The organism is Microbacterium sp. zg.Y909, assembly GCF_024626565.1.
The window spans coordinates 1-1,612 of sequence record NZ_JANJFJ010000626.1 but is presented as its reverse complement, the minus strand read 5'-3'; the positions used below and the strand labels follow the sequence as shown (position 1 = coordinate 1,612).

Sequence of the window (1,612 nt, the reverse complement as noted above, 5' to 3'; positions counted from 1 at the left end):
GCCGCCTCACGCCACGCGCCGCTCTGCCACGCCTGCGCCCACCCGCCCTGCGCGACCATCTGCGAGTTGAGCACCAGCAGGGCCACCGGGAAGATGATCCACGTCACCCAGGTGAGCACGCGGTCGATCGAGGAACGCAGCTCGGATGCCACGAGCGAGAACCGCTTCGCCTCGTCGGTGAGCGAGTTGGCGAACGATTCCGCGCCGACGCGGTCGACGCGGGCCAGTCCCGAACCCTCGACGATGACCGAACCCGACAGCACCCGGTCGCCGGCCGTCTTGTCCACGGGCTCGGATTCGCCGGTGAGGAGGGATTCGTCCACCTGCAGGCCGTCGAGGTCGATCACCTCGGCATCCGCCGGGATCTGATCTCCCGCTCGCAGCACGAGCAGGTCGCCGAGCACGACGTCGCCCACCGCGACGGTCGCCTCGGTGCCGTCGCGCCGTACCCGGGCGGTCGGTGCGTTGAGCAGGGCCAGCCGGTCCAGCGCCGCCTTGGCGCGGAACTCCTGCACGCTGCCGATCACGGTGTTGGCCAGCGCGCTCAGTCCGAAGAGGGCATCCTGCCAGCGGCCGATCACGAGCAGCAGGGTGAAGCAGCTCAGCACCAGCGCGTTGAACAGGGTCAGCACATTGGCGCGGATGATGCTCCACGCGCTGCGGCTGGTGTGCTCCTGGTAGGCGTTGGTCTGCCCAGCCGCGACGCGCTGCCGCACCTCCTGCGCGGTGAGGCCCGAGACAGCAGCATCCATGGGGCCTCCGCACGCGTGTCGGTACGCGTTCAGAGTAGGCGGGCGGGCGGCGCGGCGGGAGGGTGCGCGCATGTTAGACCTCCGGCGGTTCCGACTCAATCACTGAGCGCGCTCGCAGCCATGTGCTTCCATGGCCACAGCGTCCCCCCAAGGGCGCCCCGCAACGAGGCGGCGGAAGGACGACGGATGTCAGTTTCCAGACGGTCGACGAGGCGCACACGCCGAGCGATCGGCGCCACCCTCACCGTGGCGCTCGCGGCGACCCTCGCCGCCTGCGCCGGCGACAGCGGCCCCACCGAGATCCGCTTCCACCTCAGCAAGCCCGAGGCGATCCCGTACTTCCGGGAGCTCATCTCGGAGTACAACTCCTCGCAAGACGACGTGCGCGTCGTCTTCGACACCTCGTCGAACCTGCAGGCCGGGTTCTTGCGCGGCAACCCGCCCGACCTCGGGCTGCTCAACTACAACATGGAGATGGCCCGCTTCATGGAGCGCGGCGCCCTGAGCGACCTCAGCGACATGCCCGAAGCCGACCGCATCCTCCCCGAGGTGCAGGACCTCGTCGACCAGTACGCCACCTACCCCGGCCGCACCAGCGTGCTGCCGTACTCGGTGATGGCGGCATCCGTGATCTACAACCAGGAGATCTTCGAGCAGCAGGGTCTCGAGGTGCCGCAGACGTGGGATGAGCTGAAAGCGGTCTGCGACCAGCTGCTGGATGCCGGCATCACTCCGTTCTACGCGACCTTCAAGGACCCGTGGACGGTGGGGCAGGGGTGGTTCGACTACACCGTCGGCGGCTCGGTCGACGTCGCCGGTTTCTTCGAGGAACTGAACGAGCTGGGCACCGACGTCGGCCC

At 68.9% G+C, this 1,612-nt stretch carries 2 protein-coding genes; one reads left to right on the top strand and one right to left on the bottom strand.

Features of this window, described 5'->3' with window-relative positions; genetic code table 11:
• Positions 1 to 752, bottom strand: a 752-nt coding sequence (locus NQ160_RS23560; protein ID WP_441338278.1) for a P-type ATPase, incomplete at its 3' end; no start/stop codon positions are given.
• Positions 753 to 938: 186 nt separating this feature from the next.
• Here NQ160_RS23560 and NQ160_RS23555 point away from each other — a divergent pair.
• A partial coding sequence (locus NQ160_RS23555; RefSeq protein WP_257517422.1) for an ABC transporter substrate-binding protein occupies positions 939 to 1,612 on the top strand: 674 nt, incomplete at its 3' end.